Source organism: Ruegeria sp. A3M17, from assembly GCF_003318255.1.
Classification (GTDB): domain Bacteria; phylum Pseudomonadota; class Alphaproteobacteria; order Rhodobacterales; family Rhodobacteraceae; genus Ruegeria.
The window spans coordinates 25,385-50,403 of the sequence record NZ_QOCF01000007.1 but is presented as its reverse complement, the minus strand read 5'-3'; the positions used below and the strand labels follow the sequence as shown (position 1 = coordinate 50,403).

General features: G+C 58.0%; 24 protein-coding genes. 17 read left to right on the top strand and 7 right to left on the bottom strand.

The genetic code is table 11. The features are described 5' to 3' along the window. Positions 1 to 70 precede the first annotated feature (70 nt). Positions 71 to 1,630 (bottom strand): glutamine-hydrolyzing GMP synthase, encoded by a 1,560-nt coding sequence (gene guaA, locus DS906_RS03760; RefSeq protein WP_113788901.1) that lies wholly within the window; start codon positions 1,628 to 1,630, stop codon positions 71 to 73. 91 nt (positions 1,631 to 1,721) lie between these two features. Here guaA and DS906_RS03755 point away from each other — a divergent pair, with 91 nt between their 5' ends. Both DS906_RS03755 and DS906_RS03750 read left to right on the top strand, forming a co-directional pair. Continuing rightward, positions 1,722 to 2,162 carry a GNAT family N-acetyltransferase gene (locus tag DS906_RS03755; protein WP_113789089.1) on the top strand — a complete coding sequence of 147 codons (441 nt, stop codon included), beginning with the start codon at positions 1,722 to 1,724 and terminating at the stop codon, positions 2,160 to 2,162. 133 nt (positions 2,163 to 2,295) lie between these two features. Beyond that, the gene (locus DS906_RS03750; protein WP_113788900.1) at positions 2,296 to 3,840 is read left to right on the top strand and encodes a trimethylamine methyltransferase family protein; all 1,545 of its coding nucleotides are present in this window, start codon (positions 2,296 to 2,298) and stop codon (positions 3,838 to 3,840) included. Here the strand turns inward: DS906_RS03750 and DS906_RS03745 are convergent, their stop codons facing one another. Further along, a complete protein-coding gene (locus DS906_RS03745) occupies positions 3,841 to 4,140 on the bottom strand; it encodes a DUF6477 family protein (RefSeq protein ID WP_108859085.1) in 300 nt (99 codons plus the stop codon). It abuts the gene before it with no gap. Positions 4,141 to 4,380: 240 nt separating this feature from the next. On the opposite strand from DS906_RS03745, the gene DS906_RS03740 reads away from it, so the two are divergent. Further along, positions 4,381 to 5,490, top strand: coding sequence for a DUF6456 domain-containing protein (locus DS906_RS03740; protein WP_113788899.1), 1,110 nt, complete (start codon positions 4,381 to 4,383; stop codon positions 5,488 to 5,490). A 52-nt stretch (positions 5,491 to 5,542) separates the two neighbouring features. Continuing rightward, on the top strand, positions 5,543 to 6,466 hold the full coding sequence (locus DS906_RS03735; RefSeq protein ID WP_113788898.1) for a hydrogen peroxide-inducible genes activator: 924 nt from the start codon (positions 5,543 to 5,545) through the stop codon (positions 6,464 to 6,466). Positions 6,467 to 6,513: 47 nt separating this feature from the next. Here the strand turns inward: DS906_RS03735 and DS906_RS03730 are convergent, their stop codons facing one another. Continuing rightward, the gene (locus DS906_RS03730) at positions 6,514 to 7,062 is read right to left on the bottom strand and encodes a peroxiredoxin (RefSeq protein WP_113788897.1); all 549 of its coding nucleotides are present in this window, start codon (positions 7,060 to 7,062) and stop codon (positions 6,514 to 6,516) included. Between the two features lie 263 nt (positions 7,063 to 7,325). Between DS906_RS03730 and lipA the strand changes: the two genes are divergently transcribed. Together lipA and DS906_RS03720 are read left to right on the top strand one after the other, a co-directional pair. Further along, complete coding sequence (gene lipA, locus DS906_RS03725) at positions 7,326 to 8,276, top strand: lipoyl synthase (protein ID WP_113788896.1); 951 nt, start codon at positions 7,326 to 7,328, stop codon at positions 8,274 to 8,276. Beyond that, positions 8,273 to 9,427, top strand: coding sequence for an amidohydrolase (locus DS906_RS03720; protein ID WP_113788895.1), 1,155 nt, complete (start codon positions 8,273 to 8,275; stop codon positions 9,425 to 9,427). Before lipA ends, DS906_RS03720 begins: the two co-directional genes overlap by 4 nt. A 16-nt stretch (positions 9,428 to 9,443) precedes the next feature. Here DS906_RS03720 and hpt read toward each other — a convergent pair whose 3' ends face one another. Further along, complete coding sequence (gene hpt, locus DS906_RS03715; RefSeq protein WP_058271886.1) at positions 9,444 to 9,986, bottom strand: hypoxanthine phosphoribosyltransferase; 543 nt, start codon at positions 9,984 to 9,986, stop codon at positions 9,444 to 9,446. Positions 9,987 to 10,057: 71 nt separating this feature from the next. Here hpt and DS906_RS03710 point away from each other — a divergent pair, with 71 nt between their 5' ends. Then, positions 10,058 to 10,504 (top strand): type II toxin-antitoxin system RatA family toxin, encoded by a 447-nt coding sequence (locus DS906_RS03710; RefSeq protein WP_058271887.1) that lies wholly within the window; start codon positions 10,058 to 10,060, stop codon positions 10,502 to 10,504. A 37-nt stretch (positions 10,505 to 10,541) separates the two neighbouring features. Then, positions 10,542 to 11,837 (top strand): MmgE/PrpD family protein, encoded by a 1,296-nt coding sequence (locus DS906_RS03705; protein ID WP_113788894.1) that lies wholly within the window; start codon positions 10,542 to 10,544, stop codon positions 11,835 to 11,837. Here DS906_RS03705 and pyrC read toward each other — a convergent pair. Continuing rightward, positions 11,834 to 12,871 carry a dihydroorotase gene (gene pyrC / locus DS906_RS03700; RefSeq protein WP_113788893.1) on the bottom strand — a complete coding sequence of 346 codons (1,038 nt, stop codon included), beginning with the start codon at positions 12,869 to 12,871 and terminating at the stop codon, positions 11,834 to 11,836. The two genes, DS906_RS03705 and pyrC, sit on opposite strands and share 4 nt — an antisense overlap. Positions 12,872 to 13,025: 154 nt before the next feature. Here pyrC and DS906_RS03695 point away from each other — a divergent pair, with 154 nt between their 5' ends. Both DS906_RS03695 and DS906_RS03690 read left to right on the top strand, forming a co-directional pair. Further along, complete coding sequence (locus tag DS906_RS03695; RefSeq protein WP_113788892.1) at positions 13,026 to 13,934, top strand: MoxR family ATPase; 909 nt, start codon at positions 13,026 to 13,028, stop codon at positions 13,932 to 13,934. Then, the gene (locus DS906_RS03690; protein ID WP_113788891.1) at positions 13,934 to 15,190 is read left to right on the top strand and encodes a VWA domain-containing protein; all 1,257 of its coding nucleotides are present in this window, start codon (positions 13,934 to 13,936) and stop codon (positions 15,188 to 15,190) included. Before DS906_RS03695 ends, DS906_RS03690 begins: the two co-directional genes overlap by 1 nt. 3 nt (positions 15,191 to 15,193) lie before the next feature. Here DS906_RS03690 and DS906_RS03685 read toward each other — a convergent pair whose 3' ends face one another. Continuing rightward, positions 15,194 to 15,694, bottom strand: coding sequence for a hypothetical protein (locus DS906_RS03685; RefSeq protein WP_082637106.1), 501 nt, complete (start codon positions 15,692 to 15,694; stop codon positions 15,194 to 15,196). A gap of 242 nt (positions 15,695 to 15,936) precedes the next feature. Here DS906_RS03685 and DS906_RS03680 point away from each other — a divergent pair, with 242 nt between their 5' ends. The 5 genes from DS906_RS03680 to DS906_RS03660 all read left to right on the top strand — a co-directional run bounded on the left by DS906_RS03680 (position 15,937) and on the right by DS906_RS03660 (position 21,867). After that, positions 15,937 to 16,905 (top strand): XdhC family protein, encoded by a 969-nt coding sequence (locus DS906_RS03680; RefSeq protein WP_113788890.1) that lies wholly within the window; start codon positions 15,937 to 15,939, stop codon positions 16,903 to 16,905. Then, complete coding sequence (locus tag DS906_RS03675) at positions 16,902 to 17,903, top strand: molybdopterin-binding protein (protein WP_113788889.1); 1,002 nt, start codon at positions 16,902 to 16,904, stop codon at positions 17,901 to 17,903. The genes DS906_RS03680 and DS906_RS03675 overlap by 4 nt, the downstream gene beginning before the upstream one ends. A 151-nt stretch (positions 17,904 to 18,054) precedes the next feature. Then, a complete protein-coding gene (locus DS906_RS03670; protein WP_108858746.1) occupies positions 18,055 to 18,540 on the top strand; it encodes a (2Fe-2S)-binding protein in 486 nt (161 codons plus the stop codon). Positions 18,541 to 18,620: 80 nt separating this feature from the next. Beyond that, positions 18,621 to 20,981 carry a xanthine dehydrogenase family protein molybdopterin-binding subunit gene (locus DS906_RS03665; RefSeq protein WP_113788888.1) on the top strand — a complete coding sequence of 787 codons (2,361 nt, stop codon included), beginning with the start codon at positions 18,621 to 18,623 and terminating at the stop codon, positions 20,979 to 20,981. 94 nt (positions 20,982 to 21,075) lie between these two features. Beyond that, a complete protein-coding gene (locus DS906_RS03660) occupies positions 21,076 to 21,867 on the top strand; it encodes a xanthine dehydrogenase family protein subunit M (protein ID WP_113788887.1) in 792 nt (263 codons plus the stop codon). A gap of 46 nt (positions 21,868 to 21,913) precedes the next feature. Here DS906_RS03660 and DS906_RS03655 read toward each other — a convergent pair whose 3' ends face one another. Next, entirely contained in the window at positions 21,914 to 22,813 is a 900-nt protein-coding gene (locus tag DS906_RS03655; RefSeq protein WP_113788886.1) for a MurR/RpiR family transcriptional regulator, read from the bottom strand. Positions 22,814 to 22,902: 89 nt separating this feature from the next. Here DS906_RS03655 and DS906_RS03650 point away from each other — a divergent pair, with 89 nt between their 5' ends. After that, positions 22,903 to 23,673 (top strand): 3-keto-5-aminohexanoate cleavage protein, encoded by a 771-nt coding sequence (locus tag DS906_RS03650; protein ID WP_113788885.1) that lies wholly within the window; start codon positions 22,903 to 22,905, stop codon positions 23,671 to 23,673. Then, positions 23,670 to 24,992: an aspartate aminotransferase family protein gene (locus DS906_RS03645; RefSeq protein ID WP_113788884.1), complete on the top strand. Its 1,323-nt coding sequence runs from the start codon at positions 23,670 to 23,672 to the stop codon at positions 24,990 to 24,992. Before DS906_RS03650 ends, DS906_RS03645 begins: the two co-directional genes overlap by 4 nt. Positions 24,993 to 25,019: the final 27 nt, after the last annotated feature.

Here is a 25,019-nt window from a genome sequence, read left to right as displayed (position 1 = left end):
CAATTTGATTGCTATCGATTTTTTCACGGCGTGAAAAACAAAAAAGCCGGGACAGAGCCCGGCTTTCGCATTATTCCCACTCGATGGTTCCGGGTGGTTTTGATGTGATGTCATAGGTGCATCTGTTGATGCCTTTGACCTCGTTGATGATCCGTGTGGCCGTTTCGCCCAAAAACTCATGGCTGAAAGGGTAATAGTCTGCGGTCATGCCATCCACGGATGTCACCGCGCGCAGGGCACAAGCGTAGTCGTAGGTGCGACCGTCGCCCATGACGCCAACAGTACGCACGGGCAGGATGGCCACAAAGGCTTGCCAAATGTCATCGTACAAACCGTGCTTGCGAATCTGGTCGATATAGACCGCATCCGCTTCGCGCAGGATATCCAGCTTTTCACGGGTGATCTCACCGGGGCAGCGAATCGCCAGACCGGGACCGGGGAAGGGGTGGCGGCCAATAAAGCTCTGGGGCAGGCCCAACTCACGACCCAGCGCGCGGACTTCGTCCTTGAACAGCTCGCGCAGCGGCTCGACCAGTTTCAGGCCCATCTTTTCGGGCAGGCCGCCAACATTGTGGTGCGACTTGATCGTGACCGAGGGGCCGCCCGAGAAGGACACCGATTCAATCACGTCCGGATACAGCGTGCCTTGCGCCAGAAACTCTGCACCATCGATGGTGTCAGCGTGTTTCTGGAACACGTCGATGAACAGCTTGCCAATGATCTTGCGTTTGGTTTCGGGGTCGCTTTGACCTTCGAGTTCACCAAGGAACAGATCGCTTTCGTTCGCGTGGATCAGCTGGATGTTGTAATTGTCGCGGAACATGCCGACGACTTCTTCGGCTTCGTTCTTGCGCAGCAAGCCATGGTCCACGAATACACAGGTCAGCTGATCGCCGATTGCCTCGTGGATCAGGATCGCCGCGACTGAGCTGTCGACACCACCGGACAGACCGCAGATGACTTGTTTGTCGCCGACCTGCTCGCGGATCTTTTCGATCATCTGTTCGCGATAGGCACCCATGGTCCAATCGCCCTTGAACCCTGCAAGTTTGACGAAATTCTCATACAGCTTTGCACCCTTGGGGGTGTGGTGCACCTCGGGGTGGAACTGAACCGCATAGAAGTGACGGTTGCTGTCCGCAGTGATCGCATAAGGCGCGTTGGGTGAGGTGCCGTAAACGGTGAAGCCGGGCGCGATTTCGCTGACATGGTCGCCGTGGCTCATCCAAACCTGTTCGTCACCGTCCGTAAACCAGCCTTCCAAAATGTCCAGCTTTGCCTGCGGGGTAACAAAAGCACGCCCAAACTCGGCCGTGCCATGGCCGCTTTCGACCTTGCCGCCCAACTGGTGCATCATCACCTGCTGGCCGTAGCAGATACCAAGGATTGGAACGCCGTAATCAAAGATCTCTTGCGGGACACGGGGCGAACCCTCACGCGTCACACTGTCAGGACCGCCCGAGAAAATCACGGCCTTGGGGGCCATTTCCCGCACGAAGTCCATCGTGACTTTTTGATAGGGGTGGATTTCGCAATAGACATTCAGCTCGCGCAGGCGGCGCGCAATAAGCTGCGTAACCTGGCTGCCGAAGTCGATGATCAGAAGGCGGTCATGGGTGTCTTGGGTCATGGTTGGCTATTAGGTCGCAAGCCTTGCATGTGCAAGCGCTATGACGTCATTTGTGCAATTGTGCCTCAGGATAATACAGAAAGAGCGCGAGATGCCCGAGATCAAACTACGCCGCGCAAGTGCTGCTGATACCGAAGCCGTCACAACCTGCATTGCGGCGGCCTATGCGGAGGCATTGCGCGATATTCCTGATCTGCCCGATGTCACGGACGGTGTTGGCGACGACATCGCCGCGCATCAGGCCTGGGTTGCCACGAAGGATGAAGACATCGTCGGGTTTATTGTTTTTGACCGGGTCGAATTTGCGATGATGATCTCTAACCTCGCCGTATCGCCAAAGGCACAAGGGGCAGGGTTGGCGAGGCGGTTGATCGAAATAGCTGAACAAGAAGCAAAGGGAACGGGCATCACTAAGCTCAGGTTGCGAACGCATAAATTAATGCAAGCGACAGTCTCCATGTACCTCTACTTGGGGTGGTACGAGAAAGAGGTGAGCGGAAAGACCATCCTAATGGAGAAGGAACTTGAGTGACCATAGCAAGTGCCTGACGGTTTTGGTTCCTGCGGATGTCGCTTTTCCCCCTATAGCGCCGTAAATTAGATGCTTTGCCCCAAATGCTTGCTGTAACAAACTGATCAAATCAATCAATAGACGGGATCTTCTCATGGCAGAGGCAAACACCCGGCGTCGGGCAAGAGGTGGCGGTGGCGCCGCCCGCCGGGCCGAACGTACCGCGGTTCGCATCGAAACGGCGAAATACATCGAACGGAATATTCCGAACTTCGAGGTTCTCAACGAAGAAGCGTTGGAAATCATCGAAACCAATGCGGAAACCATTCTGGCCGAAGTCGGCGTGAACTTTGTCGACAACCCAGCGGCGTTGCAGCGCTGGAAGGATGTTGGCGCCGATGTCGATGGTGAACGCGTCCGCATTCCGCGTGGTCTGGCACGTCAGCTGATCAAAACCGCGCCCAGCGAATTCACGCAGCATGCCCGCAATCCCGAGAAATCGGTTGTCATCGGTGGCCGCAACCTGGTTTTGGCCCCGGTGTACGGCCCGCCCTTTGTGCGGGACGCGCAAGGTGGCCGTCGCTATGCGAGCATGGAAGATTTCAACAAGTTCGTGAAACTGGCCTATATGTCCAAGTGGTTGCACCATTCGGGCGGGACCGTGTGCGAGCCGACAGATATTCCGGTGAACAAGCGTCACCTGGACATGCTGATGGCGCACATGACCTTGTCGGACAAGCCGTTCATGGGCTCGGTCACCGATCCAAGCCGCGCGCAGGATTCGGTTGAAATGTGCGAGATTCTGTTCGGCAAAGAATTCGTTCAGGAAAACACAGTGATGACCTCGCTGACCAACATCAACTCGCCGATGACCTTCGACGACGTGATGATGGGCGCGCTGGAAGTTTATGCGAAGAACAATCAGGCCTGTATCATCTCGCCCTTTATCGTGGGTGGCGCGATGGCGCCGGTTTCGATTGCAGGGACGCTGACGCAGGTTCTGGCCGAAGTTCTGGCTGGCGTGGCGTATAGTCAGATCATCCGCCCTGGAGCACCTGCAATCTTTGGTGCCTTTGTATCATCGATCGATATGAACTCTGGCGCGCCGACATTTGGTACGCCCGAGGCATCGATGGTTACCTACGGTGCGGGCCAGTTGGCGCGACGTTTGAACCTGCCGTTCCGCTCGGCCGGGTCGTTCTGCGGCTCGAAACTGCCTGATGCACAGGCGGCCTACGAAACCGCAAACTCGCTGAACATGGGGCTGATGGCAGGCGTGAACTTCATGCTGCATTCCTGTGGCTGGCTTGAAGGCGGTCTGGTGGCCGATTTCGAAAAGTTTGTCATGGATGCCGACCAATTGGGTGTTCTACACGGCCTGGCCAAAGGCGTGGCCTATGATGAGAATGCGCAGGCGATGGATGCGATCCGCGAGGTTGGCCCCGGCGGCCACTACCTGGGCTGCGCCCATACGCAGGAGAATTTCAAGGAAGCGTTCTGGAAGTCCGATGTTCTGGATTACAAACCCTTCGAAACCTGGGAAGACGAAGGCGGGCGCGACACCCGCCAATTGGCCACGTCGCGGGTCGAGCATCTGCTGGCCAACTACCAACAACCGCAACTCGATCCCGCCGTCAACGAAGCATTGAACGCATACGTGGCGGAAAAGAAAGCATCCATGCCGGATGCCTTCACCTGATCATTGATATTGCGCGGCGCGACTGGCTTTGAACAGTTGCGCCTCGCCCAAAAGCGCGATCAGAAGGTCCAGATGGCGGACCAGCGAATAGGCGGCGTCTTCGGCCAGCCTTTGGGCGTTAACCTCTCGTTCCAGTTCCAACAGACGAACCAGCGCAGACCCTGTGCCGGGCAGTGATCCGTATCCCAGAACACGCTGAAGATGCCGGTCCCGATCATACTCCTGCGCCCCAATTTTTGCGGCCCGAGCCAACAGGCGTGGGCGGCGGAGCGTTGTAATCATGGTCATCAGGTCCTGCATTTCGGTGATCCCTTGGTTGAACAGAAGATAGCCATTTTTCACACAACCTTAGCGAGTGTTGCCTTGTGTGGGTTCCCTCCGAACTCTGACTTCATGAGTGTTTATGATTTTGAATCAAATCTGGTTGTTGTCTCTCCTGGTTAACGAACGAGTAACGAAAGCGGCTCTAGTTAGGATTGGTTAACACATTCACCGGGGGCGATTGAGAACCGATTGTTTTGTCGACGAGGGCACGTAACTATGCAAGAAAACATGGCTTTCACCATTCCGGCGTGGGTGCCTGAAGGGGCGCAGAGATACCTGGCGCATACCGAAACCGGTCAATCGATCCGCGACATCGCGCGATCCGTGGGGTGCCATGCGTCAACCATACTCAGACAGATCCGACGTATTGAAATGCGCCGCGACGATCCATTAGTGGATGCTGCGCTGCAAGCGCTGGCAGAGGTCCATTTCACGGATCAACAGGGGCGTGCAGGGTCCCTGAACGAGCCTTTGGGGGGGCAAGCCAACGATGCGGCGACCAAGGATGATGAGTTCAACCGCGAAGCTCTTCGAATACTGCGCCGCCTTTGCGAAACCGGCGCGGTTCTGGCCGTGGCGGAAGAGATGGACAAGGCTGTGGTCGTCCGTGATACCGGTGACAGCGGGACCGCAAGAACCGCAGTCGTCGATTGCACGATTGCCCAAGCGCTGGCTCTGAATGATTGGATATCCTGCGATAATCCCGGACGTATTTCTCGGTATCGTATCTCTTCTTCCGGGCGGTCGGCCTTAAGCCAACTGATCGCCGAGGCCGAGAACAAAGCGCGCGCCAGAAACGAGTTCGGCATGGCCGAGGCGCAATCGCCGTTTCAACCGCATGGCGAAAAAAGACAAGACAGGTCGCCGCACGGTGCCAGACGTATTCGGTACAGCGCCGCCGAAAGTCCGCTGATCGCGTTGGCGCGCAGGCGGGACAAGGACGGAAAGCCCTTTCTCGACGAAACTCTGGTCGGCGCTGGCGAACGGCTGCGCGAAGACTTTGAACTGTCGCAGATCGGTCCGCAGGTTGCCCAAAACTGGGATCACTTTCTAACTGCCGGGGGGCGGGGAAGTTTCGCCAATGGAACGTATGCAGGGCAGGGGTCTTCAGACGCGCGCGCTCGGGTTGAACGTGCCCTGTCGGATCTGGGACCCGGGCTAAGCGACGTGGCACTGCGGTGCTGCTGTTATCTTGAGGGGCTGGAATTGGCCGAAAAACGTATGGGCTGGTCGGCGCGTTCCGGGAAGATCGTGTTGCGTATCGCCCTGCAGCGTCTAAAGCGCCATTACGAAGATCAGGCAGAGAAAACTCGCCTGATTGGGTAGAAGTTCCATAATTCACAGTTGAGGTTTCAGGGGGTAGTGATAGGAATTGCCTATGAATTTTACCCTCAGACAGCTTCAGTATTTCAATGCGGTGGCAGATCAGCGCAATTTTGGTCGTGCGGCGCAGGTCTGCCATGTCTCACAACCCGCGCTGTCGGTTCAAATCAAAGCGTTAGAAGAGACCTTGGGCGGGCCGCTGTTCGAACGTCAGGCCCGCGACATACTGCTGACGCCGTTGGGTCGCGACGTGCTGGACTACGCCCGTCAGGTGCTTGGCGCGGCAGACAGGCTGGACCAGTTCGCAAAGGATCATTCCGTTGGGCATCGGTCTTTGGCGATTGGAATCATCCCAACGATTGCGCCTTATCTTTTGCCTGGTGTGCTTGCCGGGCTGCGCACAGCCGACGTCTCCTTGCGGGTGCAGATCCGCGAGGCACGGACCGAGCGCTTGCTGGCCATGCTGCGGGCCGGGGAAATCGATGCCGGTGTGATGGCCTTGCCGGCCGGTGGCAGCGAATTGTTCGAATTGCCGCTTTTCGAGGATCGCTTTCTGCTTGCCGGAAGCGCAGGGCGGCTTGGGACAGTACACTCGGACCCGGATGCTTTGCGCCCAGTGGATTTACAGACCGCGCAGCTGATGTTGCTGGATGACGGGCATTGCCTGACGGATCAAGCGCTTGAGGTCTGTGGTCAGGACAGAAGCAGCGGTTTGATCAATATGGGGGCGTCCTCTCTGGCGACTCTGTCGCGACTGGTTGCCGAAGGGTTTGGTCTGACACTCATGCCTGAACTCGCGGCGCGCTCGGAAACCGAAGCAGTTCCAGGGCTCAAGCTCATGCGGTTCGGGGCACCGCAGCCTGCGCGGAAGGTGGGGTTGGTCCGGCGTCTTTCGACGGGACATGAAGACTGGTTCGACAGCCTAGCGGATGTCATCCGGCGTGTTGGCGAAGATATCGTAACCGCGACCCGCCATTAAAAAAGGCCCGCCAGAGGCGAGCCTTTGATACGTCAGCATGACAATTCTTATGCCAGTGCCGGTTCTTTGGCTACTTCTAGGTGGTTCATCAGGGTTTCCGGGGACGAAACACCATAGGGGTCTTCGGGGCAGTTGTCCATCAGGCCGGGCTCTTCGAACCAAGCTTCGACTACACCATCGGTTACGATGGCAGCGTAGCGCCACGAACGCATGCCAAAGCCCAGGTTTTCCTTGTCGACCAGCATGCCCATTTTGCGGGTAAACTCGCCCGAACCGTCAGGGATGACTTTGACGTTTTTCAGGCCCTGATCCTGTGCCCATTTGTTCATGACAAAGCTGTCATTCACGGACATGCAGTAAATTTCATCGATGCCCTTGGCAGTGAAATCGGCATAGCCGTTTTCGAAACCAGGCAGTTGGTAGGTCGAGCATGTGGGTGTGAACGCACCGGGTAGGGAAAACAGGATGACGCGCTTGCCTGCGAAGTAATCCGCGGTTGTCTTGTCTTCCCAACGGAACGGGTTGGATCCTTCGATTGCTTCGTCGCGGACGCGGGTGTGGAAGGTAACGGAAGGCAGTTTTGCGCCGGTTTTCATCTACGGGCTCCTGTGATTCACATTAGAATTAGTGGTGACTTAAAACAGTTCTAAACCGCCTTCAACGCCAGAAATGCTGCAATTGCGATATATCTTTAAGTAGCGGTAAATGAAAATTAATCTGCCTTGGATGTTTGAAGTACAGGGCCGTATTCTGCGAGTGCAAACCCACTATGCATGGCGGGTATACCCGGGTGGCATAGTCTGCGCGGGCGTATTATGTTAAGGCAAAGCAAATTGACCCAAAGTCAGGAAAGTCAGCCGTGCGTGATCTGAAGATCCCAGAACAACGTCATCCCGAAAAAGCGCATCGTCCAGATAATGCGCAGCCTAAAAAGCCCAAGTGGATACGCGTCAAGGCACCCGGCGGTAAGGGTTATGCCGAGACGCACAAGATCATGCGCGAGAATAATCTGGTCACAGTGTGTGAAGAGGCCGGATGCCCAAATGTAGGCGAATGCTGGAGCCAGGGCCACGCCACCATGATGATCATGGGCGAGATCTGCACGCGCGGCTGTACCTTCTGTAACATTGCAACGGGACGTCCCGACTCGTTGGATGCGTTTGAACCAGGACGCGTGGCGCATGCGGTTGAAAAGCTGGGTTTGAACCACGTCGTGATCACATCCGTTGACCGCGATGATCTGAAGGACGGCGGTGCCGATCATTTCGCGCAGACGATACGCGCGGTGCGGCATCGGTCGCCGAAGACGACGATTGAAATCCTGACACCCGATTTCCTGAAATGCGCCCCATCTGTTCTTGAGGCTGTGGTCGAGGCCAAGCCGGACGTGTTCAACCACAATCTGGAAACCGTACCCGGCCTGTACCTCGAAGTGCGTCCAGGTGCGCGCTATTTCCACTCGTTGCGGCTGTTGCAGCGCGTCAAAGAGCTGGACCCGTCTATTTTCACCAAATCGGGAATCATGGTCGGCTTGGGTGAGAATGAGCAAGAAGTTCGGCAGGTCATGGATGACATGCGCGCCGCCGATATCGACTTTCTGACCATCGGCCAGTATCTGCAGCCCACGCCCAAACACCATGGTGTGGATCGGTTCGTGACGCCGGAAGAATTCGCATCCTATGAAAAGGCAGCTTATGGCAAAGGTTTCCTGATGGTGTCCGCGACACCTCTGACCCGGTCGTCCTATCACGCGGGCGATGACTTTGCCCGGTTGCGTGAAGCACGCCAGAAAAAGCTGGAACAGGGGTGACACCCGAAGCGCACGCGCGGCTGACACGCCTGCGCCACGACCTGCATCAATATCCCGAACTATCCGGGCACGAGCGTGAGACCGCTGCCCGCATGACAGAGCTTTTGCAGGGATTCGGTGCAGACCATGTGCTTACCGGATTGGGGGGGCATGGCGTTGCCGCGGTTTTTGACAGTGGGCAGGCTGGGCCGACCGTAGGTATCCGGTGCGAGTTGGACGGGCTGCCGATTCAAGAACTTGGCACGCACCCCTACGTGTCGAAGGTTCCGGGCAAAGGACATCTGTGTGGCCACGATGGCCACATGACTATGGTGCTTGGCGTTGCCGAAGACCTGGCGCGCCAGCGACCTATAAAGGGTCGGGTGGTTTTGATCTTTCAACCGGCTGAGGAAACCGGGCAGGGCGCCATCGCCTTTCGCGCGGACCCCCAATTCGGGCAAATCGCGCCGGACTATGTGTTCTCTCTGCACAACCTGCCGGGGTTGGAACTTGGTGCAGTTGAGTTGTGTCAGGGTTCGGCCAATTGCGCCTCGCGCGGGATGAAGATCATCCTGACCGGCAAGACATCCCATGCGGCTGCGCCTCAGGATGGGGTTTCCCCGGCCCGGGCAATGTCTGAATTGATGTTGCAACTGGCAGGTTTGGGCGCGGGCGGCGCGTTGGATGCAGATTTTGCGCTGACAACTGTGACGCATGCCCGTTTGGGAGAGCCGACTTTCGGCGTCGCTCCGGGACAGGCCGAGATCTGGGTGACCTTGCGCACCGTTTCAGACGCCCGGATGCAAACGCTGATGACCGAGGCCGAAGCGCTGGCGCGCCGCGCCGCATCCGCCGACAGTCTGGGGGTTGAGATCACCTATGACGATGTCTTCGAGGCCTGCGTCAATCACAGCGACGCGGTGAGCATCATCGCAACGGCCTGCACTGAGCGTGGAGTGCCATGCCATTCAACGGAGACGCCGCAAAAATTCTCAGAAGATTTCGGGCAATTCGGCAAAGGCGCAAAGACGGCGATGTTCTGGCTGGGCGCGGGGCAGGGTCACCCGCAATTGCATAACCCCGATTATGATTTCCCAGACGCGTTGATACCTGTTGGAACCGTGGTTTTCCTGTCGGCTATCCGGCAGGTTTTAGGTGATTTCCAAGCTTGATCAGAGGTAGCCCGGTTCAGTCTTCGACAAATCGAACTTTGCCGATAAATGGCAAGTTGCGATTGCGCTGCGCGTAGTCGATCCCGTAACCCACAACAAATTCGTCCGGAATTTCAAAGCCGATCCAATCGGATCGGAAATCGACCTCGCGCCGGCTGGGTTTGTCCAGCAAGGCAATGGACTTAAGTCGGCTTGGCTTCCGGCTGCGCAACAGTTTTGTAACGTGGTTCAGCGTGTGGCCGGTGTCGACGATATCTTCGACGGCCAAAACATCGCGCCCTTCAATTGCGCCGCGCAAGTCCTTGAGAATGCGTACTTCCCGGCTGCTTTCCATCGCGTCTCCATACGAGGAAACTTCGAGGAAATCGACCTCGATCGGCAGGTCCAGTTCGCGTACCAGATCCGCGATGAAGACGAAGCTGCCGCGCAGCAGGCCGACCACGATCAGCTTGTCGGTATCTCCGAATTCCGCCGTGATTTCGCGGCATAATTCCTCGATTCGGGCTGCAATCGCCTTGGCCGAGATCATCGTATCTATCACATATGCGCGGTCGCTCATCGGTGCCCCCTTGATCTTTGGCGCGCAACATACGACATGACGCGCCATTGTCACCTGAAAAACCGGACGCCATGCCTACTCATTCGGAAACACGCCACCTTCCTTACACTGCGCAGCAGATGTACGAGCTGGTCGCCGATGTGGCCAAGTACCCTGAGTTTCTGCCCTGGTGCGCTGCCGCCCGCATTCGTCGGACCTATGCGGCGGGTGAGGCGCAGGTCATGGAAGCGGACCTGGTAATTTCGTTCAAAGTGTTCCGCGAACGGTTCGGCAGCCGAGTGACTTTGTTTGCCGATCAGAAGAGAATCGACACCGAATATCTGGACGGGCCATTCAAATACATGAAATCCGACTGGCAGTTTGCCGACGCCGATGATGGCGGATGCAACATCACTTTCCACGTGGATTTCGAATTCAAGAACGCCATTCTGCAAGGGATCATCGGTGTGGTCTTCAACGAGGCCATGCATCGGATCGTTCAGGCCTTTGAGACCCGTGCGAAGGACTTGTACAGCTAGGTCTTTACCCCGGGTTGACGGTCGCTAGACTGCGTCCATGACCGATTTTACCACTTCACTGGCAGCCTTCGCGGCGGGGCCCATCACGACGACTTTGCAGACGCGGGTCGTTACGTCTCTTTCTGTTTTGGACTGGATCGCTGTCGGGCGTGCCGGAGTTGATGAGCCTGTTTCCCGGACGGTGCGCGACATTGTGCTCGGCGAAGAGGGTGCGGAACAAGCGCGCCTTTTTGGCGGAGGTGGGGCACCTTTGCGCGGTGCTGCATTGGTAAACGGAACCGTTTCGCATGCCCTGGATTATGACGACACACATTTCGCCCATATCGGCCACCCATCGGTTGCCGTCCTTCCGGCGGCGCTGGCCCTAAGCGAATGGGACGACCGCATTCTGGTAGATTTCCTTGAGGCCGCGCTGGTTGGGATGGAGACATCCATTCGGATCGGTCTCTGGCTGGGGCGGGATCACTATCAGGCGGGCTTTCACCAAACGGCAACGTCCGGTGCGTTTGGTGCGGCTGTCGCTGCAGGGCGCATACTGGGGTTCGACGTCGAACAGATGCGAAAAGTTCTGGGCCTGACAGCGACTCGGGCCGCCGGTCTAAAGGCGCAATTCGGAACGATGGGGAAACCTTATAACGCGGGTCTTGCGGCCTCTGCCGGGGTTGAGGCTGCTTTGTTGGTGGCATCGGGATTCGATCCCAATTCAGACGCGATGGAAGGGTCCTATGGATTTGGCGCGACACATAAAGGACAGTCTGACATTGCAGCCTCATTGGATGGGCTGGGCGCGGAATGGCTTTTTGAAGGCGTCAGTCACAAGTTTCATGCTTGTTGCCACGGATTGCACGCCGCTCTTGAGGCAGCACGCGACCTGGATATCGCCGAACCAGAAGTCGCCGAGATCAAGATCAAGACGCATCCAAGGTGGATGAGCGTCTGCAATCAGACATCCCCGACAACTGGTCTTGGGGCCAAGTTCTCATATCGGACGGTGGTTGCGATGCTAGCGCTTGGGTATGATACGGCCTTGCCCGGCAGCTATTCCGACAAAATTTGCACCGACTCGCGCCTGACGTCCTTGCGGGACCGAGTCTCTGTCGAAGCGGATGACAGTTTGGCGGAAACACAGGCGCAGCTGACTTTGTTGCGCCGGGATGGAGCAACGCGCGAGGCCACGCATGACCTTTTAGTCCCCATGACCTTGTCAGATCGTGAGGACCGCGTGCGAGGCAAGGCCAACAAGCTGATTGGAGCAGATGACGCGGACGCGATCTGGTCGATGCTGCGTACCGGAGGCCGCGCCCGCGATTTGTCTGCTATGCTGGCGGGTTAAGTCACGCGCCAGTGTAGCGGGAAACCCGGTTCAAACACTGTGACCGGACCTTCGTCGCAGTCGATCTTGTCCGGGTATTCTACCGGTTCGCCTTTGGTCAGGGTGATCGTCAACTCATTCACCGGAAGGCGATAGAAGGCCGGGCCGTTCAGAGACACAAAGCCTTCCAGCTTGTCCAAAGCGCCCTCGCGGTCAAACATCTCGGCTACAAGTGACATTGTGTTGGTCGCCGTGAAGCATCCCGCACACCCGCAGGCCATTTCCTTGTTGGCGTCGGTGTGGGGTGCGCTGTCAGTACCCAGGAAATACCGCGCATCGCCCGAAGTCGCAGCCGCCAGCAGAGCCAGTCGATGTTCTTCGCGCTTGGCGACAGGCAGGCAATAGTAATGCGGCTTGATTCCACCAACGAGGATATGGTTGCGGTTGATAATCAGGTGGTGCGCCGTGATCGTTGCACCCAGATCCTTGTCATTGGATTTGACGTAGTCAACGCCGTTCGCGGTCGTGATGTGCTCCATCACCACGCGCAGGCCGGGTGTGGCCTTGCGGATCGGATCAAGAACTCGGTCGATGAACACGGCCTCACGGTCAAAGATGTCGATTTCGGCGTCGGTCACCTCACCATGCACACACATGGGCAATCCGATCTCGGCCATCTTTTCCAGCACCGGACGCACTTTGTCGAAGTCCTGCACGCCCGAGGCAGAGTTGGTCGTCGCGCCGGCCGGGTACAGTTTGACCGCTTTGACCAAACCGCTGGCATGGGCTGCTGCCATATCATCGGGGTCCGTATCCTCGGTCAGGTACAGGGTCATCAACGGGTCGAACGTCATGCCTTCGGGCAGCGCGGCCAATATGCGGTTGCGGTATGCAGCTGCCTGATCGCCGCGTACGACGGGCGGTACAAGGTTCGGCATGATGATCGCGCGGGCAAAATGACGCGCGGTTTCGGGCAGGACGGCCTGCAACATCGCGCCATCGCGCAAGTGCAGATGCCAGTCGTCGGGGCGGCGGATCGTGAGGGTATCGGTCATGGCCTTCCGCTAGCACAGCGGACCCGGCGGTGAAAGACCTTCAATTCGGTTCCAGACCTTGTCAATCAGTCCGATCGTCGTAAGTCCCGGAAAGAACACGGCCTTGACGCGCGCGGGTGGTCATGACCTGTTGTGCCAAGGGAGAGATCGAAACATGACACAGCCAGATTCCATCGACGCCGTTCAATCCATGTTGGGTTCACAGGGCTATGTCTGCGGGCGTGCGCTGGCGACGGTGGTGTTCCTGTCCCTGAAACTGGGCCGACCACTGTTTCTGGAAGGTGAGGCCGGGGTGGGCAAGACCGAGATTGCCAAGGCCCTTGCCGCCGCTCTGAACCGGCGCTTGATCAGGTTGCAATGCTACGAAGGACTGGATGCCTCTTCCGCTGTTTATGAATGGAACTTTCCGGCGCAGATGGTGGCGATCCGCACGGCCGAAGCCTCGGGCGGGGCGGATCGGGGCACATTGCAGACCGAGCTATTCTCGGACGAGTACCTGATTGAACGCCCGCTGCTGCAGGCAATGCGCCCGGATGAGCATGGTGCGCCGGTCCTGTTGATCGACGAGCTTGATCGCACAGACGAACCGTTCGAGGCGTTCCTGCTTGAAGCGCTCAGCGATTTTCAGGTCACAATTCCTGAACTGGGCACGATCAAAGCACCGGAGCCGCCCATCGTTATCGTCACCTCGAACCGCACACGTGAGGTGCATGATGCATTAAAACGACGCTGCCTCTATCATTGGGTCGACTACCCCAATTTCGACCGAGAGATCGAAATCCTGCACGCGCGCGCTCCGGAAGCTGCCGAAGCGCTTAGTCGTGAGGTCGTGGCCTTTGTTCAGCATCTACGCACCGAAGACCTGTTCAAGAAACCGGGTGTGGCTGAGACGATAGATTGGGCCAAATGCCTGCTTGCGCTGGACGTCATCAACCTTAGCCCGGAAGTGATCGGAGACACTCTGGGTGCGATCTTGAAATACCAGGACGACATCCAGAAATTGCAGGGGTCCGAGGCGAAACGAATACTGGATCAAGCCAAAGCGTCGCTGGAACCAGCCTGATGGCTGAACAGCTTCCGATCGACATTCCGGACAACCCCAAGCTGGCGCAAAACATCACTCATTTTGCACGGGCGCTGCGTAAGGCCGGGTTGCCGATCGGAACCGGGCGCGTTGTTGACGCTATTCGTGCGGTACAGGCGGCGGGGTTCACGGAAAAACAGGATTTCTATTGGACATTGCACGCCTGTTTCGTGAACCGCCCGGAACACCGCACTTTATTTGCGCAGGTCTTTCGCCTCTATTGGCGTGACCCCCGATATCTTGAGCACATGATGTCCATGATGCTACCGGCCATTCGCGGCGTACAGGAAGAACGCGAGGCTGACGCGGCCGAAAAGCGCGCGGCCGAGGCGCTGTTGGACGGGGTTGAACGTGATTTGCCCGAGGTGGCTGAGCAGGAAGAAGAAACCGAGTTAGAGATCGACGCCTCGCAAACGGCATCCTCCGAGGAACGTCTGCGCAGTCTGGACTTTGAGCAGATGAGCACCACCGAGATCGCGCAAGCTAAGCGCATGCTGTCGCGGCTTGCTCTCCCGGTGAAGCCCATAGAATCCAGGCGCGGTCAGGCCAGCCATCTGGGGCATCGCATCGACCGGGCACGGACATTGCGCGCCGCGATGCGTCAGGGGGGGGAATTGCGGGATATAGCCAAGCTAAAGCCCAAACCTCGGTGGCCCAATCTTGTGGTGCTCTGCGATATCTCGGGTTCGATGAGTCAGTACAGCCGGATCGTTTTGCATTTCCTGCATGCGGTGTCGAACGCCAAAGGGGCAGGATGGGCCAAGGTTCACGCATTCACCTTTGGGACGCGTCTGACGAATATCACCCGTCATCTTCAGCAGCGCGATGTCGATGCCGCGCTGGCCTCCGCAGGGGCTGAGGCTCAGGATTGGGAAGGGGGAACGCGGATTGGCGAATGTCTGCACGCGTTCAACCGCGATTGGTCGCGGCGGGTCATGGGGCAGGGTGCTGTGGTCCTATTGATCTCGGACGGGCTGGATCGGGGAGACCCCGGGGCGCTTGGTAAAGAGATGGAGCGTCTGCACCTGTCCGCGCGCCGTCTGATCTGGTTGAATCCATTGCTGCGGTGGGATGGATTCGCGCCCAAGGCGCAGGGTGTCGCGGCCATGCTGCCGCATGTGGACAGTTTCCGTGCAGGCCATTCGTTTGCGTCGCTGGAAGATCTGGCTGCCGTCATCTCAAAACCCGATGACGTGGGTGAGAAAGCGCGGTTGATGACCGCGCTTTCCGACTGAGTATCAGCTCAGCTGTTCTTCGTTACACTTGCGCGCCATTTCCATGGCCTTGTAAGTGCCGGTCAGGTCAACGGTAAAGGCGAATTCCTTTTCCGGGAACACAACCATGACTTTCTGCTTGGCCAGGTCGTCCGCGAACTGAGGGTCATCGGACAAGACGTACCCACCCGAATAACCTTTGGTGATGTTACCCTTCATTCCGGTCGCTTCGCCGACATAGATATTGTCGCCCAACAGGACCGCCACGGCTTCCTTCTCGCCACGCTTGATATCGGTCTTGGCTTTGGTGAACACGCCAACATAGCCAACACCACGATCTTCGGTCAGGCCCATCTGAACGACGTTTTCAGCGTCATCAACAGCTTCGATCAGGCAAGACTTCTTGTCCTCGTCAATAAATACTTTCCAACCTTCGACCTCGCCATAACGCAGGAACGTGTCTGCGGATGCAACGCTTGCGGTGAACAGGCCAAGTGCCATTCCGAGTGTAAAAATGCGTTTCAACTCTCTGTCTCCATTGTCAAAAATTAATATGCGCATACTGGAATGCAGCAGCTACGCATGTAGGCTAGAATCTGGACCGGGTGCAATCAATGATTTGTGGGCTGCTTGGTAATCTGGGCTTGTATACGCCGATGCAATTCTGAGTTTAACAGACAGGCTGAACATCCGGTATTCGCCTTAAGGCTTACTTTTCATTGCGCCAAACCTGCCTATGTTGGTTCAGAACACGCCGGGAGGGTGCAATGGACAGATTCGACAACAGCCCAGAGACGGCCCTGAAGTGGCATGCTGAGGGTCATCCAACCGCGCTGGCAACTGTAGTTGAGACCTGGGGCAGCGCGCCGCGTCGCGTCGGCGCACAGTTGGTGATCGCCGCAGACGGTCGGATTGAAGGCTCGGTGTCTGGCGGCTGTGTCGAAGGCGCGGTCATCGTCGAAGCGCTTGAGGCGATGGACGAGGGTGAGGCGCGTCTGCTGGAATTTGGCGTCAGCGACGAGGATGCTTTTGCCGTGGGTCTGGCCTGTGGCGGTACGATCCGTGTGTTGGTGGAGCCGATTGGTTCGGTGATGCCTGAACGGATGCTGCGCGATCTGATCGATGCCCGCGCGCGGCGTGAACCCATTGCATATGAAGTAAGCATCGAATCCGGGCACCGGGCATTGCGTCGCAACGCCTATCCGATCCGAATGCGTATGGACCGATCCGGGTTCGAAGAGGACGGACAAACGTTCGTTGCGGTTCATAACCCACCACTACGTTTGATAATTGTGGGGGCGGTGCACATTGCACAGGCGTTGGTTCCGATGGCCCGGATCGCCGGATATGATCCGGCCATCATCGACCCGCGCGACGCCTTTGCCTCCAGCGCCCGTTTCCCGGGGGAAACCATCCTGACCGATTGGCCGGACGAGGCCATTGCCAAGCTGGGTGTAGATTCGCGGACGGCTGTTGTCCTGCTGACCCATGACCCAAAACTGGACGATCCGGCTTTGGCAATCGCATTGAAGGCTGGCGTGTTTTACATCGGAGCGTTGGGCTCGACGCGAACGCACGCCAAGCGGGTTGCGCGTATGAAAGAAGCGGGGTTTGAGGACCAGCAGATTGCCCAGATCCACGGACCAATTGGATTGGACATCGGCGCTGCGGATCCGTCCGAGATTGCGGTGGCAATCCTTGCGCAAATGACAGCCGTGTTGCGGGGCAAAGCGTGAAGTTCGGCCCGGTTCCTGTCGCTGAGGCCACTGGTGCGATCCTTGCGCATTCCGTTCAGGTTCAGGACACCAAACTGCGCAAGGGACTGCTGTTGACGGCCGAACATTGCGCTCAGCTAACTGCTGCAGGGTTTGGCGACGTCACGGTTGCACAGCTCGAGCCCGGAGATTGCCACGAAGACGAGGCCGCTGAAGTGCTGGCCGCGGCGCTTGCACCTGATCCGCAAGCCGCAGGTTTGCGGGTGACGCAGCCGTTTACCGGGCGCGTTAACTTGTTGGCCGACGGTCCGGGGGTCGTGGAATTAGATGTCGGGGCATTGCAGGCGTTCAACTGCGTCAATCCGATGATAACGGTCGCGACCGTGCCGCAATATCAACAGATGGGCGCGGGCGGGATGGTCGCCACGATCAAGGTGATTTCCTATGCGGTCTCAAAAGAGGACGTCGTGCAAGCCGCCGGTCTGGCCAAAGCTTCGATTCGTCTGACGGCCCCTGTACACAAATCGGCAGGATTGATCGTTACGGATATTCCGGGCGGTCCGCCAAACGAAAAAGGTATCGCCGCCATTCGGGGCCGGGTTGAGGCCCTTGGCATGGACCTCAGCGACGTGCGGATCGTGCCACACAAGGCCGAACCGCTGTCGCAGGCCATTTCAGCGGCGGTGGGCGACATCGTGATGATCCTGACCGGCTCTGCCACCTCTGATGCATTTGATGTTGCTCCCCAGGCTGTGCGCGCTGCGGGTGGTCAGGTGGACAGGTTCGGCATGCCTGTCGATCCTGGTAATCTGCTGTTTCTTGGAACACTAGGCTCCAAGCCGGTGATTGGACTTCCCGGATGTGCCCGTTCGCCTGCGTTGAACGGAGCGGACTGGGTCTTGTCGCGCGTTGCATGCGGGATCGAGACAACCGGCGCAGATATTGCGGCGATGGGCGTTGGCGGGCTGCTGAAAGAAATCCCAACAAGACCGCAACCGAGATCTGCGCGCAAACGGTGATGAGGCGCAATATAGTTTTTCTTATTAGGTGGCTATGAAAGAAAAGACGACCCCGACGAACGTCGGATATTGGTGCTAAATATTTTTGTTCTCAAACAAATTTTCCCGTGTTTAACTCGGGACGAAGAATAATACGAAATGGGAGGAATCTATGACACAGGTCTCAATGACTGTGAACGGAAAGTCCGTGAGCGGTGACGTCGAGGGCCGGACGTTGTTGTCCGGTTTTCTGCGTGAACACCTGTCGCTGACTGGCACTCATGTCGGATGCGATACCGCGCAGTGCGGCGCATGCGTGGTGCATGTGAACGGCGAGGCGGTGAAATCCTGTAACATGCTGGCGCTTGAGGCGGACGGGGCCGATGTCGGCACCATCGAAGGCCAGGCCAACGCGGATGGTTCGCTGAATGTGATCCAGCAAGCATTTCAGGACCACCATGGCCTGCAATGCGGTTTCTGCACGCCAGGCATGGTGATGAGCGCGGCCGCGCTGTTGAAAGAGAACCCGCGCCCGACTGAGGCCGAAGTGCGCAAATATCTGGAAGGCAACCTGTGCCGTTGCACCGGATACCACAACATCGTCAAGGCGATCATGGCCGCATCGGGTCAGGACGTCAGCAGCATCGCTGCCGAATGATGCCGCTGCGGGCGTCCAAATAAACGCCCGTGGGATGACATAGGGTGCACACGCATCCGTTTATGGGAGGAGAACAAGCAATGCCCAAAGACAGTGGCATCGGAGCCAGTTCCAAGCGACGCGAAGACGTACGCTTTCTGACCGGAGCGGGAAATTATACCGACGACATCAACGTACATGGCCAGGCTTATGTACATTTCCTGCGGTCCGACATTGCGCATGGCCGCATCAAGAGTATCGACACCTCAGCCGCCGAAGCTATGCCGGGCGTGGTCAAGGTTTTCACCGGTAAAGACTTCGAAGGCGTGGGCGGGATGCCCTGCGGCTGGGAAGTGACCGACAAGCACGGCGCGCCGATGCAAGAGCCGCCGCACCCGATTCTGGCGCAGGGTAAAGTTCGCCATGTGGGCGACCCGATTGCGGCCATTGTGGCTGACAGTCTGGAACAGGCCCGTGATGCGGCCGAAGCTATCGATCTGGATATCGAAGTACTGCCAGCCGTCATGAACATGAAGGCCGCCGCACTGGATGGGGCAACGCTGATCCACGATGATCTGAAGAACAACATCTGCTATGACTGGCAGTTGGGTGAGACTGACGACGCCAAGGTCGACGAGGTCTTTGCCAATGCCGCGCATGTCACGACGCTGGATCTGGTCAACAACCGGCTCGTGGCCAACCCGATGGAACCGCGTGTGGCAGTGGGTGAGTACAAGCCGGGTACGGGTGATTACACGCTCTTTACCACCTCGCAGAACCCGCATGTGATCCGTCTGCTGATGTGCGCCTTTGTTTTGGGTCTGCCCGAGCATAAAGTGCGCGTCGTGGCCCCGGATGTGGGCGGCGGCTTTGGCACCAAGATCTTTCACTATGCGGAAGAAGCGTTCTGCACCTTTGCCGCCAAGGCCTGCAACCGTCCGGTCAAGTGGACATCCAGCCGGTCCGAGGCGTTCATGTCGGATGCCCATGGTCGCGACCATGTCAGCAAGATCGAATTGGCACTGGACGCAGACAACAACTTCATCGGCCTGCGCACCAACACCTATGCCAATCTGGGTGCCTATCTGTCGACCTTCTCCAGCTCGGTTCCGACCTGGCTGCACGGCACCTTGATGGCAGGCAACTACAAGACGCCGGTCATTCAGGTGAACGTGAAGGCGATGTTCACCAACACGGTGCCGGTGGACGCCTATCGCGGCGCGGGCCGCCCTGAGGCGACCTATCAACTGGAGCGCGTGGTGGACAAAGCCGCACGCGAGTTGGGCGTTGATCCGATTGCCCTGCGCCGTCAGAACTTTATCACTCAGTTCCCCTATGACACTCCGGTCGCACTGACCTATGACACCGGGGATTACAACGGGACGATGGACAAGCTTGAGGTCGCTGCCGATCTGGCGGGATTTGCCGCGCGTCGTGCGAAAAGCGAAGCCAACGGCAAGCTGCGCGGTCTGGGCATCAACTGCTATATCGAGGCCTGCGGTATCGCGCCTTCGAACATCGTCGGCATGCTAGGGGCCCGCGCGGGTCTTTATGATGCCGCAACTGTTCGGGTGAACGCCACCGGCTCGATCAGCGTCATGGTTGGCGCACACAGCCACGGGCAGGGGCACGAAACCGCCTTCCCGCAGGTTGTGGCCGACATGATCGGCATTGATGAGTCAATGGTCGAGATTGTGCATGGCGATACCTCAAAGATCCCGTTTGGCATGGGTACCTATGGCTCGCGCTCGCTGGCCGTTTGTGGTTCGGCCATGGTCAAAGCGACCGAGAAGGTGATCGAGAAGGCCAAGAAGATCGCCGCCCACCTGCTGGAAGCGTCCGAGGCGGATATTGAACTGAAAGACGGTGAGTTTAGCGTCGCGGGTACCGACAAGTCGGTGGCCTGGGGTGATGTAACCCTGACGGCTTATGTACCACACAACTACCCGTTGGAAGTCGAACCCGGGTTGGAGGAGACCGCGTTTTACGACCCGGCCAACTTCACTTACCCGGCCGGTGCATATGCGTGCGAGGTCGAGGTTGACCCCGAGACTGGTCAGGTCACCATCGAGGCTTTCAATGCCGCAGATGACTTTGGCAACATCGTCAATCCGATGATTGTCGACGGTCAGGTGCATGGTGGCATTGGTCAGGGAATAGGTCAGGCTTTGCTTGAGAATTGTGCCTATGACGAGAACGGTCAGCTGCTGAGCGCGTCCTTCATGGACTACGCGATGCCGCGCGCGGACGACGTGCCGTTCTATGGTGTCGACCATTCCAGCCAGACGCCCTGTACGCATAACCCATTGGGTGTGAAGGGCTGCGGTGAAGCCGGTGCAATTGGCTCGCCGCCGGCGGTGGTCAACGCGGTGCTGGATGCGCTGAACTCGGGCGGCAAGGCGGTCGATCACATCGATATGCCGGTGAGCCCGTCTCGCGTCTGGGCGGCGATGAACAGCTGATTGGTCGGGTAGGCTGGGGGCTCTGCCCCCAGACCCCCGGGATATTTACAGCCAGATGAAGGGCGGATCTGCGCCTTTCGGAAAGGAAAGCGAAATGTACAATTTCGAGTTTGAAAAACCCTCGACCGTTGCTGATGCCGTTTCGGCGTTGGGAGGCGAGGATGCACAGGCGTTGGGGGGCGGCCAGACGCTGATCCCAACGCTGAAACAGCGATTGGCGTCGCCGTCTACGTTGGTGTCGTTGGGTGGGATTCCCGACATGCAGGGCGTTTGTATTGAGGATGACGGGTCGGTGGCCATTGGTGGCGCGACAACCCACGCGACGGTGGCGTCGGAGGCCGCCGGCAGCTATCCGGCGTTGGCCGCGCTGGCCGGGCAGATCGGCGATCCTGCGGTGCGCAATCGGGGAACAGTCGGTGGTTCACTGGCCAACAATGACCCGGCCGCTTGCTATCCGGCGGGCGCTTTGGGATCAGGTGCGACGATTATCACCAATACGCGCCAAATCGCAGCAGATGATTTCTTCGAGGGTTTGTTCAGTACAGCCCTGGAGGAAGGTGAGATCATCACCACGGTCAATTTCCCGGTGCCACAAGCGGCCAGCTACCAGAAGTTTCTGCAACCCGCATCGCGCTTTGCGCTGGTCGGAGTGTATCTGGCACGTTTCGCCGATGGTGTTCGCGTTGCCGTGACAGGGGCCAGTGAGGATGGTGTGTTCCGCTGGTCCGAGGCTGAGGAAGCCCTGAACAAGGAGTTTCGGCCGGATGCCTTGACCGGGCTGAGCATCAATCCCGCGAATATGATTGCCGACTTGCACGGCAGCAAGGCGTACCGCGCGCATCTGGTCAGTGTAATGACCAAGCGGGCCATTGAAGCCTGCATGTAAGCTGTAAACAGTCAAAAAAGTCCCGGTCCTTGTGCCGGGGCTTTTTTTATGCCCGTCTTATTCTGGGCGGCTGGGATGGTTGCCAGTATGCGCCTGTGTCTTCTCGGGACTTTTGGTAATTGTTCACGCGATCGCGCGCGGCGTCGCCGCCGGCTTGAAACAGGTGACCCAGAAGGCATTCCAGAACCACCATGGCGCCGGCATAATTTGAGAAGTGGTGCAGAGATCGCGTGCTGACCGGGAAAACCACGTCCGGCTCGATCCCGGGTGCGATCACTTCGCTGTCGGCAATCAGGATGAGCGGCATGTTCATGCGTCGCGCCAATCGCATGGATTGGATGGTGTCAGCGGAATAGGGGTGGACGGTGATGGCGATCAGGCAATCGTTTGGGCTTGCGTCCAACAGATCATCTGCGGCGGACCCCATGTGGCGCGGAATAAGCTGGAGACCGGGGTGCGCCATGCGTCCGGTATAGGAAAAATAGTAAGACAAGGCATAGCTGGCGCGGGTGGCGGTGACAAAGCACCTGTCAGCAGACGTCATAATTTCAACCGCCTGCCTGACGCGTTCAGGGTTCATTAACCGCAGGGATCGCATGACGACGTTCTGTGCATTCTGGGCAAGTTTTGCCTGAGCGGCACTGAATGCGTCACCGTCTTGCATGTCGGCAAGCCAGCTTTGGCTCAGATGATCCTCGCCATCCGTGACCAACGCATCGCGGAACGGAGCGCGAAGGCTGTCGAAGCGGTCATAACCCATCCGATCCGCCAGCCGGACCAGAACGTTCGAGCTGACCCCGATCTTTGCTGCGGTTTCTCGAATTGAGTCCAGCCCGAAATCTCCGGGGTGGTCGAGGATGTATTTTGCCGCCATCTGCAATCCGGGAGGCAACTGGTCGATCTGCTGCCGCAGGGCGTCGGTGAGTTGGTTCAAAGTTCTGGTCATCCGCGAAAGAAAACAAATGTTATGAAAAATGTAAATTGAAAACGCGCGTAAGATCTTTAACTGGGTTAAAAGTTGAAAAGGTTGCTCTTATGTCCAAATCACTGCCGCAATCGCATACGCCCTATGTTCTGGTGGCGCCGAACGGTGCCCGGAGGGGGCATGCGGATCACATTCAGCTTCCGGTGTCGGTGCAGGAGATCGTATCGACTGCACAAAGCTCTTTTCGAGCCGGTGCAGATGGAATCCACCTGCATGTGCGCGATGATCAGGGGCAGCATTCTCTGGATGCCGGGCGTTATCTTGAGACGATGTCCGAGTTGCGTCGTGCCGTGCCAGAGATGGATGTTCAGATCACGACCGAGGCGGCGGGTATCTTTGATGTCCCGGCCCAATTGCACTGTTTGCAGCACGTAAAGCCAAAATGGGCTTCGATCTCAATCCGGGAAATCGCGCGCGCGCCGGACCTCGCGGATAGTGTTTACGGTCTGTGTGCCGAGCAGGGAACGCGTGTTCAGCATATTCTTTATGACGATGCAGATGCTGCGCTTCTGGCAGACTGGCAAGCCCGCGGGATCGTCCGCGACGGGCAAACTGATCGACTGTTGGTTCTGGGGCGATACTCCTCGGGGCAGGAATCCGCACCAGAAGACCTTGATCACTTTCCGCAAACCCACTCCAGTTGGATGGTCTGTGCATTCGGAAAGCAGGAACATGCTTGCCTAAAAAAGGCTGCGGACCATGGCGGGGATGTGCGGGTTGGTTTTGAAAACAGTTTGACCGACCAGGACGGAAGTGCCTGGGCGAACAACGCAGCGTCGGTTTCGGCGCTGGTCGCGGTTTTGAAAGGACCTCAGCAATGAGCCATGTTTTTCCTCGTCATACCAAATCGAACCTGCCGGTCGCCGTTGGGGGCGACGGGTGTTACCTGATCGACGATCAGGGGCAACGCTATCTGGATTGTGGTGACGCTGCGGTGTCGTGCCTCGGGCATTCGAACCCGGCGGTTATCGAGGCCGTGCAGCGGCAGGTCGAACAGATCGCTTTTGCACATACCGGATTCATGACATCCGAACCTGCCGAGGCGCTGGCTGATCTGTTGGTGGAACACGCGCCTGGTGATCTGGAGCGTGTGTATTTCGTCTCAGGCGGATCCGAGGCGACCGAGGCGGCGATGAAACTCGCGCGGCAGTACTTTCTTGAAATTGGCCAGCCCGAGCGTCGCCGGGTGATCGCGCGGCGGCAGAGCTATCACGGGAACACTTTGGGCGCGTTGTCGGCTGGAGGTAACGAATGGCGACGCGCGCAATTTGCACCGATGTTGATCGAGATGACACATATCGCGCCCTGCTTCGAATACGCTGAAAAGCCGGATGCCGAGAGCAGCTTTGACTACGGCCAGCGCGTCGCGAATGAGTTGGAGGCCGAGATCCTGCGCTTGGGTCCTGAATCGGTTATGGCGTTCATGGCAGAACCCGTCGTGGGGGCAACGCTGGGTGCGGTTCCCGCAGTAGAGGGGTATTTCCAGCGTATTCGCCAGATATGTGACCAATATGGCGTTCTGTTGATTCTTGATGAAGTCATGTGTGGTATGGGGCGGACCGGGCATTTGTTTGCCTGCGATCATGATGGAATTTCGCCGGACATTCTGTGTATTGCCAAAGGGTTGGGCGCTGGTTACCAACCGATTGGTGCGATGATGTGCACCGGGAAAATCTATGATGCAATCCGCGACGGGTCCGGGTTCTTTCAGCATGGTCACACCTATATCGGTCACCCGGTTGCGACGGCCGCGGCTCTAGCCGTTGTCACCGAGCTGACCACGCGCGCGTTGCCCGCGCGCGCCGGCGTCATGGGCGACAAGCTGCAAGAGGCGTTGCAGGCCGAATTCGGACAGCATCCGAATGTCGGCGATATCCGCGGCAGGGGCCTTTTCCGCGGGCTGGAGTTGGTGGCTGACCGCGAAACAAAAACGCCGTTTGATCCGGCTCACGGCGTTGCGGGCAAAATCAAGAAAACCGCTTTGGCCGAGGGGCTGATCTGCTACCCCATGGCCGGTACGCGGGATGGTCGGGTTGGGGATCATGTCCTGCTGGCCCCGCCGTTCATCATTGAAGACGCGCAGATAGACGAGCTTGTAGGCAAACTTAGTCGGGCGATCTCGACCTCGATCCCCGGCTGAAGCTCCGCTTGGCCTGTACCATAGAAC

Bases quoted from the DNA above. Each gene is read 5' to 3' on its own strand.
- guaA (WP_113788901.1), bottom strand. From the start codon at position 1,630: ATGACCCAAGACACCCATGACCGCCTTCTGATCATCGACTTCGGCAGC.
- DS906_RS03755 (WP_113789089.1), top strand. From the start codon at position 1,722: ATGCCCGAGATCAAACTACGCCGCGCAAGTGCTGCTGATACCGAAGCC.
- DS906_RS03750 (WP_113788900.1), top strand. From the start codon at position 2,296: ATGGCAGAGGCAAACACCCGGCGTCGGGCAAGAGGTGGCGGTGGCGCC.
- DS906_RS03745 (WP_108859085.1), bottom strand. From the start codon at position 4,140: ATGCAGGACCTGATGACCATGATTACAACGCTCCGCCGCCCACGCCTG.
- DS906_RS03740 (WP_113788899.1), top strand. From the start codon at position 4,381: ATGCAAGAAAACATGGCTTTCACCATTCCGGCGTGGGTGCCTGAAGGG.
- DS906_RS03735 (WP_113788898.1), top strand. From the start codon at position 5,543: ATGAATTTTACCCTCAGACAGCTTCAGTATTTCAATGCGGTGGCAGAT.
- DS906_RS03730 (WP_113788897.1), bottom strand. From the start codon at position 7,062: ATGAAAACCGGCGCAAAACTGCCTTCCGTTACCTTCCACACCCGCGTC.
- hpt (WP_058271886.1), bottom strand. From the start codon at position 9,986: ATGAGCGACCGCGCATATGTGATAGATACGATGATCTCGGCCAAGGCG.
- DS906_RS03710 (WP_058271887.1), top strand. From the start codon at position 10,058: ATGCCTACTCATTCGGAAACACGCCACCTTCCTTACACTGCGCAGCAG.
- DS906_RS03705 (WP_113788894.1), top strand. From the start codon at position 10,542: ATGACCGATTTTACCACTTCACTGGCAGCCTTCGCGGCGGGGCCCATC.
- pyrC (WP_113788893.1), bottom strand. From the start codon at position 12,871: ATGACCGATACCCTCACGATCCGCCGCCCCGACGACTGGCATCTGCAC.
- DS906_RS03695 (WP_113788892.1), top strand. From the start codon at position 13,026: ATGACACAGCCAGATTCCATCGACGCCGTTCAATCCATGTTGGGTTCA.
- DS906_RS03690 (WP_113788891.1), top strand. From the start codon at position 13,934: ATGGCTGAACAGCTTCCGATCGACATTCCGGACAACCCCAAGCTGGCG.
- DS906_RS03680 (WP_113788890.1), top strand. From the start codon at position 15,937: ATGGACAGATTCGACAACAGCCCAGAGACGGCCCTGAAGTGGCATGCT.
- DS906_RS03670 (WP_108858746.1), top strand. From the start codon at position 18,055: ATGACACAGGTCTCAATGACTGTGAACGGAAAGTCCGTGAGCGGTGAC.
- DS906_RS03665 (WP_113788888.1), top strand. From the start codon at position 18,621: ATGCCCAAAGACAGTGGCATCGGAGCCAGTTCCAAGCGACGCGAAGAC.
- DS906_RS03660 (WP_113788887.1), top strand. From the start codon at position 21,076: ATGTACAATTTCGAGTTTGAAAAACCCTCGACCGTTGCTGATGCCGTT.
- DS906_RS03655 (WP_113788886.1), bottom strand. From the start codon at position 22,813: ATGACCAGAACTTTGAACCAACTCACCGACGCCCTGCGGCAGCAGATC.
- DS906_RS03650 (WP_113788885.1), top strand. From the start codon at position 22,903: ATGTCCAAATCACTGCCGCAATCGCATACGCCCTATGTTCTGGTGGCG.
- DS906_RS03645 (WP_113788884.1), top strand. From the start codon at position 23,670: ATGAGCCATGTTTTTCCTCGTCATACCAAATCGAACCTGCCGGTCGCC.